Here is a 16,891-nt window from a genome sequence, read left to right as displayed (position 1 = left end):
TTTTTACCTTCTGCAAATTAATACTGTACCAATATTTTTTTTACTAAAATTGATACAATGCTTTATTCCATGTTTAGTTTACAGTAATCAATATTAATCCGTCAATGAGTTAGAATCTTTTATTCCCCATGATTATTTTTCTTGCTTTTTCATCTCCGTTTCCTTTTTACAGTCATCTGTTATAGTTTTAATTTTACTACTGTACTATAAAAAACCCCAAAAGGTAAGCCTTTTCATTTTAAAATCCCTATTTCATGTATAAGACAGCCGGTAGTCATTTAAATTTCATGCTCCAGATGCCTGCTCCAATCTAACCGGTTAACATTTGATTGCCTCAAGTACACATTAAAAACCTCTTAAGTAAAAAGCCTAAAAAAAAACTGGCAGCTGCACCAGTTTATTTATTTTGATTCATTTTTTAATTCAGCCTTTTTATAAAACGCCTTTTTTTCTTTATTGTATTGATCTGTAAGGCTATTGAAATGTTTGTTCTCTGCCATCACCTTGTCATAGGACTGATTAATTTTATCAATCTGGGTCTGCAGTTCATCCATCTTCAGATCCTTTTTCTTGAAAAGCTGATACAGTTCCTTATTGTCTGCTAGGCTCTTTTTGTAAAGATTGTATAGCTTTTCATGGGCCTTATAGCGCTGATCCATCGTCTTTTGCATGGTTACTGCGGTCTTTTTCACATCTTTTTTATCAATATCGCTGATTTCGCTGTCCATTTTTTTGAACTCATCCTGTGATGAAATGATGCTCTTCCGCTCCTTTTCAACCAGCTGTTCACGTTTTTTTATATTCTCAATCGCCTTGTCCGATAAGGAAACAATCTGATCGTACTGGGGCATCCCCAATTTGATAATTTGCTGATAATAGGCATTTTCCTGTTTTTCCAGATCAGTAATCGGTTTTTGCTGTTTTTCAAATGCCTTCTCCTGGTTGACGGTGTTTTGCAGTGTTTCCTGAATTTGCTCTTCAGGAGATGAACTCCCAAAACAGCCGGATAAACCTGCTGTAAGTCCGATGATGAACAATACATTAAGATACTTTAACACTAGTAGAACCCCCATTTTTCTAAGTATTCGTTTTTTCCTGAACAGGCAAAGGATTGCCGCCTGCTTTTGTTTAAAGGTTTTTAATACTGCTCTCCAGAAAAATTCCTGATCGTGCACAGCCTGCATGCGGGGTATCTCCTGCACCAAACCCAGCTAACCGCATAGGCTGTAGTAAATCATTCCAAGGTGGATGATAAAAAAGATAAAGCGGAGGTTTCACCTATGTATTATGGAGGTTATGGAAGCGAATGCTGCACACCTGTTCCTTCTTACAGCTATTCCCCTTGCTATCCGGCAATTCCTGCAGGAGGCTGCGGTTTTGGAAAAGGCTTTGCCTTAATTATCGTCCTGTTCATTTTGCTTATCATTGTCGGTGCGTGCTTATGTAATTAACATAGTAAATACTATAAAAGGCAAAAAGTGCTCACATTCATCACTCCAATATTCCTTTACCCTTTTCTGCAAGAAACTAAAACAAGAGATTTGTATTTGTTGTAAATGAATTGCATGGAGGGCGGGCGTTCGGCAAGCCCTCTTTATTTAAGGCTTCCTTAAAAATGCGCATTTACCTTTTCAGGACATTTTTGGTAGACTCTTACTATACATATAAATAGAGGTGAAAATCGTGATTACCATGAAAGATATCGTCAGGGAGGGCCATCCTTCATTGAGGCTTCCTGCAAAAGATGTCACTTTGCCAGCATCTGAAGAGGATAAAAATATCCTGAAGAGTTTAATGGAATATGTACAAAACAGCCAGGATCCGGAAATGGCTGAAAAATACGGATTGAGGCCAGGAATCGGGCTGGCAGCACCGCAGATTAACATTACAAAGAAAATGATTGCCGTCCATGTCCGGGATAAGAAAGGAAATCTGTACAGCCATGCTCTCTTTAATCCAAAAATCATCAGCCACTCTTTAGAAAAATCTTACCTGACAGCTGGCGAGGGATGCCTTTCGGTTGACCGCGTCGTTCCCGGCTTTGTCCCCCGTCATTCCAGGATAACAATCAAAGGAACGAAAATGGATGGAGAAGAAGTGAAACTAAGGCTGAGAGGACTGCCGGCTATCGTATTTCAGCATGAAATCGATCACCTTAATGGTATCATGTTTTATGATCATATCAATGAGAAAGATCCATTTGAAATCGAATCCGGTGCTGTTCCAATTGAACGGTGAATAAGAGGCTGGCAGTGCAAATCGGCTCACTGCCGGCCTCTTACTTTTTTTTATCGCCTTTATAAGTGCAATCGCATTTTGCTACCGGCAGGCAATTGCAGATTGTGCATCCTTCAATTGCCCGCTTTATTTATATCAGCTTCAGATGCTTCAATCCATAAAGGATGCCATCATCATCCACATCTTTAGTTACAAAATCCGCATGCTTCTTTACCTCTTCAAGAGCATTTCCCATCGCGACTCCATGGCCGACAGCCTGAAGCATTTCAATATCATTCAGACCATCCCCGAACGCATATACATCATCCAGTTTGAATCCTATTTTATCCATGAGTATCTTAATTCCCTCTGCTTTAGATCCCCCTGCTGGCAGCACATCCAAGCATAATTCATGCCATCTGATGAATCTGAATTTATCATAATGGCCTATGTATCGATGTTCTTCTTCTTCGGAGCAAAACAATAAAGACTGATATATTTCTTTATCTTTATAGAAATCTGCATCCTGTTCGGGATGAGGGAATTTAAGTGTCCCCATTGCCTCTTTCACTCTGTCATTATTTTGAACTGTAGACTTCATAGTCTGTTCATTCATGAATACAAAAGCAGTATCCTGTTTGCCTGCATGGTTTTTTAACTTTTCCACCTCTTCAGGGAATAAAGGATTTTGGTAGATTACATTGTTCTCAAAAACAACATATTGTCCATTAAAGCTGACAAATGTATCAATATCCAGTTCCTCCCTTAAGGCTTTAAACATAAAAGGGGCTCTCCCTGTTGAAATGGCGACAAACACTCCATTTTCCTGCAGGGTTTTAATAGCCTTTTTTGCCGATGCAGGAAGTGATTTCTCATGATCCAGCAATGTGCCATCTATATCGAAAAAAACAATTTTCATCAGGTTTCACATCCATTCTTTTCAGTCAGCATTCATTTTAATATGTTCCCATTAAATACTCACTTTAGGAAATAAGTCAAGAAAACAGGGGTGAATTTTCAGGGAGATTTATGTAAGCAATTCCCAGACTTCCAACTGCAAGTTTTTAAGGTTTTTCCGCATACTAAAGGAAGTGACTGACTAAAGGATATGTTCATTGGTACAGAACAGGCTTTCGGTATTTTGCGTTTTGTGCAGAAAGATATATTTACATTATCCAATATTCCTTTACAATAATAGATAAAGGGAGCGTAATCACCTTGTTAAAAAGGCTGCGAAAAAAACTGCTTAAACAATGGAATGATTTACTGAGAAAAAAATCAATTGCCTGATGTTCATATCGTCAATGATTCTTCTCCCGCCTAATCTGGCATACGGACTCCAGAACGGGCATACGGCCCTCCCAACATTCGGGCAGGGCTTCTTTTATATAAAATTTCAAATGAAAATCCTTACATATTCCTCCTGGCAGTGTGCTGTCTTTTAGGAAAATGACGATAAGGTTTGGTTTCTGGATGAACTGTTGGTATAATTCTTTTTATACAGGTTTCATCCATAATAATTATGTACATAATAGGCTTCAAAAACCAAACAGCAAATACTGGTTTAAAGAAGGCTCTATGAATTTTAGCATGATGTTGTAAAACATGAAAAAATTGTTGTTTTTATATATAATGAAAAAAGCAATTAAAAAAGAATAGGAGAGAGATTCGATGACTTTTAAAGTTTACTACCAAGTAAATGCAACAGAAGTCCCGGTGCGGGAAAATACAAAAACAATTTATGTGGAAGGCGAGTCAGAACGGGATGTCCGTTTAAAACTCAAATCAGAACCATATAATATTGAATTCGTTCAAGCAGTACAAGGCGCTTATTATGAATATGAAAAAGAACATAATGAAGATTTTAAAGTATTGGAGCTAGGATAATTTATGAAATTTGTAAAAAATGATCAAACAGCCGTCTTCGCTTTAGGCGGACTGGGAGAAATCGGTAAAAACACTTACGCTGTACAATTCCAGGATGAAATCATCATCATCGATGCGGGAATAAAATTTCCCGAAGACGAACTTCTTGGCATCGATTATGTTATTCCTGATTACAGCTACTTAGTTAAAAATGAAGATAAAATCAAAGGCCTTTTCATCACACATGGCCATGAAGATCATATCGGCGGGATTCCTTACTTCCTTAAACAGCTGAACGTCCCTGTTTATGGCGGGAAATTGGCTTTGGGACTTCTTCGGAATAAGCTTGAAGAACATGGCCTTCTGCGCCAGACAAAGTTAATTGAAATCCAGGAAGATGATGTAATCAAGTTCAGAAAAACATCTGTGACGTTTTTCCGGACAACACACAGCATTCCTGATTCTTATGGAATTGTAGTAAAAACACCGCCTGGGCAAATTGTCCACACAGGAGACTTCAAATTCGATTTCACTCCAGTCGGCGAGCCTGCCAACTTGACAAAAATGGCTGAAATCGGAAGAGACGGAGTTCTTTGCCTGCTTTCAGACAGTACGAATAGTGAAGTCCCTCACTTTACCATGTCTGAAAGACGCGTCGGCGAGAGCATTGATGATATTTTCCGGAAGGTTGACGGAAGAATCATATTTGCAACATTCGCTTCAAACATCCACCGTCTGCAGCAGGTTACAGAAGCTGCTGTAGCAAACGGGAGAAAGGTTGCTGTTTTTGGCAGGAGCATGGAAGCAGCCATTAATATTGGGCTTGAACTGGGATATATCAGTGCACCTAAGGATACTTTCATTGATACTCACCAGCTTAACAGAATGCCAGCCAATAAGGTTGCGATCTTGTGTACCGGAAGCCAGGGAGAACCTATGGCCGCCCTTTCGAGGATAGCAAACGGAACACATCGCCAGATTCAGATTATTCCTGGGGATACCGTTGTATTTTCATCTTCTCCTATACCAGGCAACAATATCAGCGTTTCCAGAACAATCAACATGCTTTACCGCGCTGGTGCTGAGGTCATTTCCGGCCCGCTTAACAATATCCATACTTCTGGACACGGCGGACAGGAAGAACAGAAATTAATGATTCGTTTAATGAAACCAAAATTCTTTATGCCGATTCACGGTGAATACCGGATGCAGAAACTTCATAGCCAGCATGCGATTGACTGCGGAGTCCCTGCTGAAAATTGCTTTATCATGGATAATGGCGAAGTGCTGGCACTCAGCGAAAATACTGCCCAGGTTGCCGGCAAAATTCCTTCAGGCTCTGTTTATATTGATGGAAGCGGCATTGGCGATATAGGCAATATCGTTTTGCGCGACCGCCGCATCTTATCTGAAGAAGGTCTTGTCGTAGTGGTCGTCAGCATTAATATGAAAGAATTCAAAATCTCTGCGGGACCGGACATTATTTCAAGAGGCTTTGTTTATATGAGAGAATCCGGTGATCTGATCAGTGATGCCCAGTCCCTCATTACAAAGCATCTCAATAAAGTGATGGAAAGAAAAACTAATCAGTGGTCAGAAATCAAAAATGAAATCACTGATACACTTTCACCATTCCTTTATGAGAAAACAAAACGCCGCCCGATGATCCTGCCGATTATTATGGAAGTATAATAGCCATTAAAAAAACCGTTCCCAGGGAACGGTTTTTTTGTGCATAATCATTGGATGACTTTTCTTTCAAACCTGCTGATATCATCGTCTGCGCCAATGACAATGAGGATATCCCCATTTTGAAAGATATCAGTGGCAAGCGGCGAAACAATGATTTCCTTCCCTCTTTTAATAGCTACAATGTTGATCCCAAACTTTGCACGAATATCTAAATCAATAACAGATTTTCCTGTCATTTTACTGCTTGCAGCAATCTCAGCAATAGAATGCTCATCAGACAGTTCTAAATAATCCAGGACATTGTTTGAAACAATATTATGGGCAATCCTTCTTCCCATATCCCGCTCAGGGTGTACAACACGATCAGCACCTATTTTCAGCAGTACTCTTTCATGGTAATCATTTTGAGCTTTGACTGTTATATTTTCCACTCCCATTTCCTTCAGCATGAGAGTTGTAAGAATACTGGATTGAATATTATCCCCAATTGCTACGATAACATGATCAAAGTTCCGGATGCCAAGGCTTTTAAGAACATTTTCATCTGTCGAATCACCAATTACCGCGTGGGAAGCCACCAGGGCAAATTCATTGACCCTCTCTTCATTTGTATCTATGGCCAGAACCTCCATGCCTTCTTCAGCCAATGCCCTGACAATACTCCCCCCAAATCTCCCTAAACCAATTACAGCAAATTCCTTTTTCACTAAAATTCCTCCTGAACCCATCTTCAAATTCCGCCTTCAAAGAAAAACATCCTTCCTGAAAGGCTTTACTTATGATCGTGTACACATCTGCAGGCACCTGATCAATCCTTTTTCATCATGGCTAGTCATGCGCTTGTATGTACTCTAGTTTATCACATTGTTATTTTTCTATCAGGAGAGAAATAGTGTGCCATATAAAAAGCCAGCTTCTCCTTCCAGACGGAAGAAGATTGCTGACCGTTTTCTTTCATTATCCTTTTTATACAGCTTGCTGCATATTGAACTGTGCTTTAACAAGTTGATAATATTCACCCTTTAGATTCATCAGTTCTTCATGGCTGCCTTCTTCCAGGATTTCTCCATGGTTCAGCACGAATATTTTATTCGCTTCCCTTATTGTCGATAATCTGTGTGCGATAATGATTGAGGTTCTTCCCTTAAGCAGGGTTTTAAGGGCTCCTTGTATTTTCATTTCCGTTTCAGTATCAATGCTCGCAGTTGCTTCATCAAGAATCAGGATCTTTGGATCTGCAAGAAGGGCCCGAGAAAAAGAAAGAAGCTGCCTTTCCCCTACAGACAGGATATTCCCCCTCTCCTCTACCTCTGTATCATATCCATTAGGCAAAGATTGGATAAATATATCCGCTCCAACAGCGCGGGCAGCATTTTTCACTTCTTCGTCGGTTGCGTCAGGGCGGCCAAACCGAATGTTTTCCATAATGGTTCCCGAAAAGATAAATGTATCCTGCAGCACAATGCTGATATTTCCCCTAAGGCTTGATAGAGACATGTTTTTTAAATCAATACCGTCTATTTTAACTTCTCCTGCGGTCGGGTCATAAAAGCGGCTTATCAAATTTGCAATCGTGGTTTTTCCTGATCCTGTATGGCCAACAAGCGCAACAGTGCTTCCAGCTTCCATCTCGAGTGAAATCCCCTTTAATGCTTTTCGGTCGCCGTTATACGCAAATTCTACCGAATTAAAAATGATATGGCCTTTCATATCATCATGTTTAACAGAATCAGGATGTTCATCAATTAAAGGCTTTTCATCTAAATATTCAAAAATTCTTTCTGAAGAAGCCATCCCGACCAGCAGCTGGTTATATACCTGCCCCATACGCGAAATAGGATCCCAAAACATTCCCAGATAAAATGAGAAGGAAACAAATTCGCCTAGTGAAAGGGAGCTTCCCCGGATTAGATGTGATCCATACCAAATTAAGACAGCTGTCCCAAGGGCGTTTGTAGCTTCAACAAGAGGCCTGAAGACTGCATTTTTTCTGGCAGCGCTTCTCCAGCTCTCAAAGTTTTCTTCATTGATTCCGTCAAAAAAGTTCATGTTCTCTTTTTCTTGGGTGAATGACTGGGTAATCCTGATTCCCTGAATGCTTTCATTTAAATGGGAATTCAATTTCGACTGTTTTAAACGGACCAGCTGCCAGCTTCTCCTGATTTTTTTGCGGAGACTTGTTGAAATAAAGAACATAATTGGCAGGATGATCATGATGGCCAGTGTCAATGGAGGACTTAATGTAAATAAAATAACAATAATGCCCGCAAGCAAAACCATATCCATCAAAAGATTAATAACCCCGTTTGTAAACAGCTCCTGAAGAGAGTTAATATCATTCATGATTCTCACCAGGATTGACCCTGCAGAGCGCTGATCAAAAAAACGATGCGACAGGCTCTGTACATGTGTGAATAAATCCTTCCTTAAATCATAAATAACATTTTGCCCCAGCTTGTTCATCCACTTTATCCGGAAGATATTTGCGGCATATGCAATAAGATACAAGCAGGCAATAATACCGATATACATGAAAAGATGGTTCGTGTTTTTTTCCTTTATGGCCCCTCCAAGTGTATACACACCAATAAGAGCTGGAATTACTAGCTTTATCGCTGTTGTCAGCAAGACGGAAAAAATGGCCAGAGGCAGAAGCTTCTTGCTGTACGGCTTCATATAACTGAATAACCTCAGCATTTGTTTCCAATTGAAGGGTTTCTCAATGACTTGGTCATTAGAATACTGAAAACGCTCTGATGGGGTTCTTTTAGATTTTGCCTGTTTCATATTCAACCTCCTATCTATTCAATCCATTATGATTGCAGTATCAAATCTCTGTCTTTGAATTGAATATCATATATTCGCCCATATGCTCCATGGGATTTTATTAATTCATCATGTGTGCCTCTTTCAGCCACTTTTCCGTTTTCAAGGACGAGTATCTCATCTGCATGCTTTAAGGAAGAAATACGGTGTGCAATGATAAATGTCGTCCTTCCTCTCATGACTTCACTGAAAGCATTTTGTATTTTGTATTCGGTTTCCATATCAACAGCGCTTGTTGCATCATCAAGTATGAGTATGCTTGGATTTATACAGATGGCTCTGGCGATGGCAATTCTCTGTTTCTGGCCGCCGGACAGCCCCATCCCCCTCTCCCCAAGAAGGGTATCATACTGATCAGGAAGTTCCATAATGAATTCATGTGCCTGTGCCCTTTTTGCGGCATCGATGATTTCTTCCATGGATGCTTCCGGTTTACCATAGGCTATATTAGATTTGATGGTTGAAGAAAAAAGGAAAGATTCCTGCATGACAAATCCGATATTCTTTCTAAGGGTTTGAAGTGAATAATCCCTAATGTCCTTTCCATCAACCAGGATGCTTCCGTCTGTCGGTTTATAAAAACGTGTAATCAGCTGGGTGATAGAAGTTTTTCCGCTGCCAGTGGCACCGATCAGGCCGATAACCTTTCCTGGTTCTGCAGTAAAGTTAATATCGTGCAGGGCTTCTTCATCATCTACTGTATATTGAAGGCTGACATTCTGAAATTCTACGGAGCCTAAGAGCCGCTCCTTTTCGATAGCATCTTCTTTTTCCTCAATATGCTGAGTTTCTTCAAGTATCACGAGGAGTCTTTCCCCGGAAGCCTTAGACTGGGAAAACATATTCACAACAAAGCCAAGGTTCACAATCGGCCAAATAATAAACCAGACAAGACTGTAGAAGGCAACAAGTTCTCCAGGAGTCAAGGTGCCATGGATGACGAGATAACCTCCGTAAGAAAGTAATGCAACTACCGAGATATTCCCTAAAAGCTCCATTACAGGAAAATACTTTGCCCATATTCCGGAGGTAAGAAGACTGTTTTGCTTAAATTCCCCGTTCGACCGGTTAAATTTCCCGATTTCAAAGCTTTCTCTTGAAAGAGATTTTACTGTATTGATTCCGCTGATATTTTCCTGTACATTGGTATTCAATTTTCCAAATGACTTTCTGATTTTCCTGAAAGCCGGATGTACGGCTTTATCGAATTTATATACCGCTGCCGCCAAAAATGGAAGTGTGCTAAGCGTCACAAATGTCAGCGGAACAGAATAGTAAAACATAACTCCGCAGCAAATCAAAACCATCAATATAAAGCGTATGAGCTCTGAAAAGCCATAGGAAAGGAAGAACCGGAAGCCCTCAACATCTGCTGTCAGCCTCGACATCAAATCTCCCGTCTTTGCATTATCATAATAGCGAAATGGCAGGTACTGCAGTTTTTCATATAGAGAATTCCTCAGCTTATAAACTGAATGAATCCCGAATAAATCACCTGTATACTGATTAACAAAGGTGGCTCCGCCTTTGATGACCATGATGGCTACAAACCCCAGTGAAAGATATGGAACCATATAATATTTTTTCTCATTTACCACTTTATCAATGGTCAGCTGCAGAAAAACCGGATAAACAACGGTAACTCCCGTAATGATCAGCAAAAAAGCAAGGGAGACAAAAAAATATTTTTTGTATGGCCAATAAAAATCTTTTAGTTTTTTAAAAGTCTCCAAATTCACTTCCCCTTTCTAGTTCCAAAAAAATCAAAATATGTATTTTCTAAATAAGACGCATTACTAAATATATCGAGTTTCGAAATAAATTTCCAGCTATTTTTAATAATATTTTTTATTTTTTTAAAATTCGAATAAAGTAAACTTTCCTCTAAATTGTCCAACAGTCCAATATGATTTGGGGCGCATAGCGAATGTTTTCGTATAATTTGCTGCCAAGATCAAGGCGGCTGTTTTCCGCACGGCTGATGACGGGAGACATGGGCATCTGGGGCTAATATGCCCCGCTCGCAAAAGCCTGGCACCTTCACTCCAGTCAACCCTCTTCACAATGGAAATGCCTAGCAGAACTCAAATACTGAAACCTTTAAAAAAGAGCAAAAAAAAGACTAAACCCATGTCGGCCATTAAGACCGGGTTTAGTCTATCTTTAAATTAAACGGTTTTTTCATTTTCATCCAATACGCGGTTAACACGCTTTTCGAGCATTTTCATTCCGCTTCCGCCTGCTTGAAAATGGCGAAGTTTTCCTTCTTTATCAAATACATAATAAGCAGGAACATATTGATTTGCAAATGCATCATTCAGTTTTAGTTCACTGTCCACATAAATAGGCTGTGTAATGCCATGCTCTTTGGCAACCTCTTTAATTTCTTCAAGATCCAAGTCTTTCTCTGATCTGGGCATATGAACAGCCACTACATTCAGCTTATCCTTGAATTCGTCTCTAAACTGATTGACCTGCGGCATCGCTTCTTTGCATAAATGGCAGCTTACAGACCAAAAATGGATCAAAGTCGGTTTATCGCCTACAAGATCTTCCTTTGTTACCTCATTGTTCACCCACGCTGTTGCTCCGCTTAATTCGGGCATTAATTCGCGCAATTTCAAAACCATGCACCTCCACTTGTTAAATAAAAACACATCACGATAATATTTATCTAAAAAGGCCTAACTGCAAAGTTAGGCCCTGCAATTAAATTAAAGTGTTTTTTGACCAGGTCTCCAGTTGGCAGGGCATAATCCGCCAGTTTGAAGAGCTTGAAGCACCCGAAGTGTTTCGTCAACGTCACGGCCAATATTGTTATGGTTGACTACTTGATACTGTAGCTCGCCTTCAGGGTTAATGATGAACAAGCCGCGAAGTGCCACGCCTTCTTCTTCAATCAGCACGCCGTATTCACGGGAAAGCTGGTGGTTAGTGTCAGCAGCTAAGGCATATTTAAGATCGCCAAGTCCGTTTTCTGTACGGTCAGTGTTAATCCATGCAAGGTGAGTATGAATCGTGTCAGTAGAAACACCGATTACTTCAGCATCCAAATCTTCGAACTCATCAAAGCGATCAGACATAGCAGTAATTTCTGTTGGGCATACGAAAGTAAAGTCCATTGGATAGAAAAATAAAACTGTCCATTTATCGTTTTTCATATTTTCTTCAAGGCTTACTTTTCCAAACTCTTTATTAGGCATAACAGCTTCCAGTTCAAATCGCGGAGCCTGTTTTCCTACCATGCGTTCTGGCATAATATTCCCTCCAATTAAGTAATTAAATGAGAATGCGATAATATATTCTCATTTTTTCTGCACAAAATTCATTATAGACAAGCACATTCTTGCCGTCAATTAAAACGATTTTAGATAAAGAGTAATTATTAATAATAACTCCCGCCTCCATTATCATTTCCTTTATGCTGTGTTCTGATTCCTTCCTGCTAAACCAAGTTTTAAAAGCAGCTCAGCGTAAGATATAAATAAGTAAATGACGGTCAAGCGATGAAGTTTTTTTCATTTTCAGTTAAAATAGGAATGTCCAAAGAAAGTTTATCATGAACATCTTGGGGAATATAATGAAGTGCTTTAACTGACGAACACAGAAAGGAAGATTACATGAAACTGCATGAATTCACGCTGCCTAATAGCGTCCGGGATATCAGTTACTGGAACGATTTATTAATAAAAGGCGGCATGATTTTTTTAAAAATCCTCATTATCTATATCATTTATCTGATTGTCAGGTCACTTTCAAGAAGAATCATTAAAACCAGTTTTTCAAGAATCCGCACGCGCGAAAAGGTGTCTCCAGGTCGCTCCAAAACACTCGAAAGCCTTTCAGGAAATGTCATAGGCTACATTCTTGTCTTTGTGCTCCTAGTTACCATTTTTCAGGTTCTCGGCATTCCTGCTACCTCCATCTTGGCAGGGGCCGGTGTTGTCGGGCTTGCTGTCGGTTTTGGGGCGCAGGGACTTGTCAGTGATGTTGTAACGGGATTTTTTCTATTACTGGAACGTCAGCTTGATGTAGGGGATTACGTAACAATTGGCACTTTTTCAGGAGTCGTTGAACAGCTCGGACTTAAAACAACCATCATCCGCGGCATGGACGGAACTCTCCATTATCTTCCCAACCGGCAGATAACCAGCTTAAGCAATCATTCTAGAGGCAACATGAGTGCGTTAGTGGATATTTCCTTTCCTGCCGATAAGGAGGTAGAACCTCTCATAAAACTTCTGCAGGAAGCATGCAGCAGAGTTGCTGCAGCACAGTCTCAGATTATCATCGAGGGCCCAAGTGTTCTTGGTGTGCAGTCCTTTGATTCATCCAATGTCGTTATCCGCATCCTCGCAAAAACGATAAACGGCAAACAGGCAGATGTTGAACGGGCATTAAGAAAAACGATAAAAGAACAGCTTGAAGAACAAAAAAGACTGGAATCAAGTGCAGAAGCGTAAAAATGCAATGAAAAAGAAAAGGGCATGCTGCCCTTTTCTTTTTTTACATTCATTCTTACATTCTATTTGCCTTGAAGCTTATATAAGAAATCAGCAATGGTATGGCTGTGCCGATTGCCTCTTCATCGGGATTTAGCATGGAGTGATGCAGGCCATAGGCAGAGCCTGCACCAAGCCAGAACATAAATCCGGGTATCTCTTTCACCATATAGCCAAAGTCCTCGCCGGTCATTGCCTCGGTGCATTCAATGACCTTAGCACTTGAATGTTTTTCGGCAAACTCCATGAATTCCCTTGTCAGCTTTTCCTCATTGTACACCTGATAATACATACTTCCATAATCAATTGAAGCTTCACATTCAAAACCAATTTCAATTCCTTTGACAAGTGCCTCAATCCGGCTTTTGACCTTAAGCATGGAATCGGCATTAAGCGTCCGTATTGTACCTTCCAGACGGGCATTTTCAGCAATGGCATTTTGAACGGTGCCACCTGTTATCTTGCCAATTGTAATGACCGCAGAATCAAGCGGGTTGATATTTCTCGACACAATTGTCTGCAGCTGGCCGACTAATGAGCAGGCACCCACTACCATATCCTTTGTTTCATGAGGATATGCCGCATGGCCGCCCTTTCCTTTTAAATCAATAAACAGCTCTGAAGTATTTGCAAAAAGCAGGCCCGCTTTGACGGCGATAGTGCCCGCAGGGTATTCGGGTGCTATATGAAGCCCAAGGATCTGATCAGGACGCCACTTTTGCATAGTTTCTGTCTTAAGCATAGGCTCAGCACCGCCAGGCCCTTCTTCTGCTGGCTGGAATATAAAGAGCAGGTTGTCCGTTGCAGGATGATGGGCAAAATGGGTCAGTACGCCAAGCGCTATGCTCATGTGCAAATCATGGCCGCAAGCGTGCATCCTGCCTTCATGCCGTGATGCAAAAGGGAGCCCTGTTTCTTCTTTTATGGGAAGACCATCCATATCTGCCCGATATCCGATGGTCTTACGGGGGCTGGTACCTTTAATTCTAACGAAAATGCCTGTTTTCCATGTTTCTGTTTCAAGATTATCTTGCGGAAGATTTTTTATATAATCTAATAAGAATTGCTGTGTTTTAAATTCCTTAAAACCCAATTCCGGTATTTGATGAAGTTCCCTGCGTATCTCGATGAAAGGATTAATTTGTTCCATTTTCACTGCCTCCTAAGCACAAAAGCGCGGATAAAGCAGTCCGCGCTTTTGTGGGATGTATATAGATTGATTAAAGCTGGCGAAGCTCCTGCATGATTTCTGTTTTCGACTTGGTTTTTTCATCAATTTCTTTAATGACCTTCGCTGGAGTACCAGCTGCAACTGTATATGGAGGCACATCTTTTGTGACAATGGCTCCTGCAGCGACTACAGCTCCTTTGCCGATTGTTACTCCTTCCAGAACAACTGCATTTGCTCCAATCAGCACGTCATCTTCAACAACAACTGGCTTTGCGGAAGGAGGCTCAATAACACCAGCAAGGACTGCGCCGGCTCCGATATGGCAGTTCTTTCCTACTGTTGCTCTTCCGCCTAGAATGGCGTTCATATCAATCATGGTTCCTTCCCCGATCACTGATCCGATATTAATGGAAGCTCCCATCATGATGACTGCATTATCGCCGATTTCAACCTGGTCGCGGATAATTGCGCCCGGCTCAATTCTCGCCTTGATTCCTTTCAGGTTAAGCAATGGGATAGCTGAATTTCTGCGGTCATTTTCTACAACGAAATCCTCAATTTTATCATTTCCCTCAAGGATTGGGCCTAGAATGTCCCATTCACCGAACACCACTCCGGTGCTGCCGGTAATGAATGTCTTGGAATCACCGAAATCGACACCTTCTAGATCACCTTTTACATATACCTTAACTGGTGTTGATTTTTTACTGTTTTGTATGAATGAGATAATTTCATTTGCGTCCATCATTTTCATGCTTATAGTCCTCCTATATGTATCATTTTTCAGATTTAAATTTACCAAACTACTGTATGTAAAACAAGTTATTGCATACCTAAAGCAGAAAAATAAAATTTCCCGGGGAAACCTGCCACCCCATGATATTGAATTATATTTCCTGCATCTGTATATGCTCTTTGACAATTTCAGTGAATGCCTGCACCTGCTTCAGCCCAAAAGCAGATTCATATCCGCAAAGCCAGGTATCTCTTTGGATGGAATGATTTTGATCATTGCTGAGCGGAATTTTATATACATTCTCGTCTTTATTATGCAGAGTAATGGCAGGCAGGATGGCATAGCCGATTCCATTGAACACCATTTGTTTACAGGTTTCAATCTGGTCCACGACAATTGTATTTTTGGGAGTGGTCTGGAATTGTCTATGCCACCAGTCTTGAATTTCCTGATAATAATTGGAGTCACTTTTAAATTGAATAAATGGCCGTTCTGTTTCCAGGACCTGGCTTAATTCATTCATTTCAGTATCGACCAGATACAGCTTATCTGTGAAAAGGTGCTTTTTTACCCCTTTCCAGTCAGGGGCACCCCTGATGATTCCTATATGGACCTGCCCTTCATATAACGACTTTAGGATTTCGCTGCTCCAGCCGGTTATAAGTGATATTTTCGCATAAGGGTACTTTTGAACGAATTTTTTCAAAACCTGCGGCAGCCAGTTTTGACCCACGATTGTTGCACAAGCTATTTTCAGCGTGCCATACACTTCATGATCCATAGACTGTATATCTTCCCTTACCTTTTCTTCTTTTTCAATTACTTCATTCGCAAAACGAATCACTGCCTCGCCTGCAGGAGTAAGGGACAGCCCCTTTTGAGAGCGGAGAAACAATTTCTTCCCCCAATCATTTTCAATGTTTTGCAGTCTTTGAGAAAGCGCGGGCTGTGAAACAAATAAACGCTCAGCAGCTTTTCTCATATTCATTTCCTGCGCTAAAACGGACAGAAGCTGAAATTCTGTAAATAACATAACCGTTCGCACCTCCAATGATAACTAAATCTTATGTCTTTGATTAATTTTATCAGAATTTAATTATCAGCTTAAACGGCATATAATACAAGAAAAAAAGAAAGGAAGCGAGCGTAATGACAATTGTTTTATTGATCCTGATCGGATTTACAGCTACTTTTATTGGCACACTTGCCGGAAGCGGCGGATTAATCGGCATGCCATCGCTGCTGCTGATCGGAATTCCGATACATTCTGTTATAGCATCCGCTAAGTTCTCCAACATGTTTTCTTCCTTTTCAAGTTTTTATGTTTTGCTAAAGCAAAGGGAGCTGACATTAAAGGATGCACTCACCCTGATTCCTTTTGCCTTGGCAGGGGGATTGACAGGCGGAATGCTTGCAAATTCTTTCAGCGAAAAAACAATGAATATTATGGCTGTTATTCTCCTTAGCATAGCGTTTATCATCAGTTTTTTTAAAAAACCGAAACAAAAAGACGGTGATTGGTATATCCCTAAAAAAGCATATCCTGCCCTTTTTGGGATAAGTGTATATGATGGAATGTTTGGCCCTGGACAGGCGACGATGCTGATGTACACATTTTTAAACAATGGTGCAAGCTACCTGAAGGCCCTGGCATTAACCCGCTTTCAGACCTTCATCAGCTGCGGGGCCGCATTTCTGTCTTATCTGTATGCCGGTAATTTCGAATGGGATGTCGCTATCTATTATGCGATAGGGTCTATCCTAGGTGCCCAGCTGGCAGTACGGGCGGCAAGAAAAATTGCTGCAATTCATCTAAAAAAGATCTTGCACGCCGTAACCATTGCCCTCATCTTGCAGCTGATTTATCGCCTTTTCTTTTAA

At 40.6% G+C, this 16,891-nt stretch carries 16 protein-coding genes; 6 read left to right on the top strand and 10 right to left on the bottom strand.

What is annotated here, in order from left to right; all coding sequences use genetic code 11:
• Positions 1 to 401: 401 nt before the first annotated feature.
• A complete protein-coding gene (locus BM126_RS02790) occupies positions 402 to 1,184 on the bottom strand; it encodes a YkyA family protein (protein ID WP_090987927.1) in 783 nt (260 codons plus the stop codon).
• A gap of 96 nt (positions 1,185 to 1,280) precedes the next feature.
• Here BM126_RS02790 and BM126_RS23135 point away from each other — a divergent pair, with 96 nt between their 5' ends.
• Both BM126_RS23135 and def read left to right on the top strand, forming a co-directional pair.
• Entirely contained in the window at positions 1,281 to 1,451 is a 171-nt protein-coding gene (locus tag BM126_RS23135; RefSeq protein WP_083392145.1) for a YjcZ family sporulation protein, read from the top strand.
• Between the two features lie 232 nt (positions 1,452 to 1,683).
• Positions 1,684 to 2,238, top strand: coding sequence for a peptide deformylase (gene def, locus BM126_RS02780; RefSeq protein WP_090987925.1), 555 nt, complete (start codon positions 1,684 to 1,686; stop codon positions 2,236 to 2,238).
• Positions 2,239 to 2,368: 130 nt separating this feature from the next.
• Here def and BM126_RS02775 read toward each other — a convergent pair whose 3' ends face one another.
• Positions 2,369 to 3,136, bottom strand: a complete 768-nt coding sequence (locus BM126_RS02775) for a Cof-type HAD-IIB family hydrolase (RefSeq protein ID WP_177201288.1) — start codon at positions 3,134 to 3,136, stop codon at positions 2,369 to 2,371.
• A 752-nt stretch (positions 3,137 to 3,888) separates the two neighbouring features.
• On the opposite strand from BM126_RS02775, the gene BM126_RS02770 reads away from it, so the two are divergent.
• Together BM126_RS02770 and rnjA are read left to right on the top strand one after the other, a co-directional pair.
• Complete coding sequence (locus BM126_RS02770) at positions 3,889 to 4,104, top strand: DNA-dependent RNA polymerase subunit epsilon (protein ID WP_071351694.1); 216 nt, start codon at positions 3,889 to 3,891, stop codon at positions 4,102 to 4,104.
• A gap of 3 nt (positions 4,105 to 4,107) precedes the next feature.
• Positions 4,108 to 5,775, top strand: coding sequence for a ribonuclease J1 (gene rnjA / locus BM126_RS02765; RefSeq protein ID WP_071351695.1), 1,668 nt, complete (start codon positions 4,108 to 4,110; stop codon positions 5,773 to 5,775).
• A 47-nt stretch (positions 5,776 to 5,822) separates the two neighbouring features.
• On the opposite strand, the gene BM126_RS02760 is transcribed toward rnjA, so the two are convergent.
• The 5 genes from BM126_RS02760 to BM126_RS02740 all read right to left on the bottom strand — a co-directional run bounded on the left by BM126_RS02760 (position 5,823) and on the right by BM126_RS02740 (position 11,858).
• Positions 5,823 to 6,482: a potassium channel family protein gene (locus tag BM126_RS02760; RefSeq protein WP_090988404.1), complete on the bottom strand. Its 660-nt coding sequence runs from the start codon at positions 6,480 to 6,482 to the stop codon at positions 5,823 to 5,825.
• Positions 6,483 to 6,741: 259 nt separating this feature from the next.
• Entirely contained in the window at positions 6,742 to 8,562 is a 1,821-nt protein-coding gene (locus tag BM126_RS02755) for an ABC transporter ATP-binding protein (protein WP_090987921.1), read from the bottom strand.
• A 26-nt stretch (positions 8,563 to 8,588) separates the two neighbouring features.
• On the bottom strand, positions 8,589 to 10,334 hold the full coding sequence (locus tag BM126_RS02750) for an ABC transporter ATP-binding protein (RefSeq protein ID WP_090987920.1): 1,746 nt from the start codon (positions 10,332 to 10,334) through the stop codon (positions 8,589 to 8,591).
• A 435-nt stretch (positions 10,335 to 10,769) separates the two neighbouring features.
• Entirely contained in the window at positions 10,770 to 11,225 is a 456-nt protein-coding gene (locus BM126_RS02745; protein WP_090987918.1) for a TlpA disulfide reductase family protein, read from the bottom strand.
• Between the two features lie 90 nt (positions 11,226 to 11,315).
• A complete protein-coding gene (locus tag BM126_RS02740) occupies positions 11,316 to 11,858 on the bottom strand; it encodes a peroxiredoxin (protein ID WP_090987916.1) in 543 nt (180 codons plus the stop codon).
• A 363-nt stretch (positions 11,859 to 12,221) separates the two neighbouring features.
• On the opposite strand from BM126_RS02740, the gene BM126_RS02735 reads away from it, so the two are divergent.
• Positions 12,222 to 13,064: a mechanosensitive ion channel family protein gene (locus BM126_RS02735; protein ID WP_090987914.1), complete on the top strand. Its 843-nt coding sequence runs from the start codon at positions 12,222 to 12,224 to the stop codon at positions 13,062 to 13,064.
• A 55-nt stretch (positions 13,065 to 13,119) separates the two neighbouring features.
• Here BM126_RS02735 and BM126_RS02730 read toward each other — a convergent pair whose 3' ends face one another.
• From BM126_RS02730 to BM126_RS02720, 3 genes are all read right to left on the bottom strand, one after another.
• Positions 13,120 to 14,253, bottom strand: coding sequence for an N-acetyldiaminopimelate deacetylase (locus BM126_RS02730; RefSeq protein ID WP_090987912.1), 1,134 nt, complete (start codon positions 14,251 to 14,253; stop codon positions 13,120 to 13,122).
• A 70-nt stretch (positions 14,254 to 14,323) separates the two neighbouring features.
• Entirely contained in the window at positions 14,324 to 15,028 is a 705-nt protein-coding gene (gene dapD / locus BM126_RS02725) for a 2,3,4,5-tetrahydropyridine-2,6-dicarboxylate N-acetyltransferase (protein WP_090987910.1), read from the bottom strand.
• 133 nt (positions 15,029 to 15,161) lie between these two features.
• Complete coding sequence (locus tag BM126_RS02720; RefSeq protein ID WP_090987908.1) at positions 15,162 to 16,043, bottom strand: LysR family transcriptional regulator; 882 nt, start codon at positions 16,041 to 16,043, stop codon at positions 15,162 to 15,164.
• 116 nt (positions 16,044 to 16,159) lie between these two features.
• Between BM126_RS02720 and BM126_RS02715 the strand changes: the two genes are divergently transcribed.
• Positions 16,160 to 16,891 carry a sulfite exporter TauE/SafE family protein gene (locus tag BM126_RS02715; protein WP_090987906.1) on the top strand — a complete coding sequence of 244 codons (732 nt, stop codon included), beginning with the start codon at positions 16,160 to 16,162 and terminating at the stop codon, positions 16,889 to 16,891.

Origin of the sequence: Bacillus sp. OV322 (assembly GCF_900112495.1) — a bacterium.
Taxonomy (GTDB): domain Bacteria; phylum Bacillota; class Bacilli; order Bacillales; family DSM-1321; genus Peribacillus.
The sequence above is the reverse complement of the archived record's forward strand: the minus strand, read 5'-3'. Positions and strand labels throughout refer to the sequence as shown.